This is a genomic window from Paenibacillus sp. 01L418, from assembly GCF_056400045.1.
Window position 1 is genome coordinate 1 of the sequence record NZ_JBFTSN010000835.1, and the last position, 802, is coordinate 802.

Here is an 802-nt window from a genome sequence, read left to right on the forward strand (position 1 = left end):
AGTTACTGTTACTCGACAAGCCTTCAAGGAAAGCGTTAGAAATGGGCTTTTACGATGAATATATTGGCCATAACAAACTACAGATGCAAGGTTTGCGAGCATAGTAGCGGCAGCAATTCCTTTCATCCCCCAGTCGAATACAAAAATAAATAGAGCATCCAAAACAATATTCAAAATCACACTTAATATCATGCCATACATCGATACTTTGGCTGCTCCTTCAGATCTAACTGTCTGTTCCAGCGCAAAATTCGCGATAACAGCCGGAGCTCCAATAAGCATTATGGTCACATAGTCTTTCGTATGGAGAAACGATATGGAGCTCGCTCCTAACCCGTAAACGATTGAACTTATGAACGGAATGCTAACCAAACAAATGACAACTCCTAAAAGAATCGAACTATAAAATGAAAAAGAAGAAACTTGTTTCACTTTTTGATATTCTTTTTCCCCTAAGAGCCGCGATATATAGGTTCCCCCGCCGACGCCAATTAGATTCCCAAATGCCATCAGAATAGCAAATATGGGCAAGGTGAGTGTGATCGCCGTTAACATTTCTGAGTTATGAAGGAAACCTATAAAGTACGCATTAATTATAGAATAAATAACACTTGCAGACATCCCTAACATCATGGGTATGCTAAAATGAGCAATGGCTTTGGGAATTGAGGCTTTTTCAAAATAATAAATACTTTCATTCGATTCAATGACGGCTTGTTCCATGAAAATCACTTCTTTCTGTTTTTTTGAAGAGCCAACAACCGTGAATTTAGTTAGATATCTAACTAAATATCGAAAAATA

General features: G+C 37.8%; 1 protein-coding gene. It reads right to left on the minus strand.

All coding sequences use genetic code 11. The features are described from left to right. Positions 1 to 723: MATE family efflux transporter (locus tag AC1DSE_RS36020; RefSeq protein ID WP_477529210.1), on the minus strand; the 723-nt coding region annotated here is incomplete at its 3' end. Between the last annotated feature and the right edge of the window lie 79 nt (positions 724 to 802).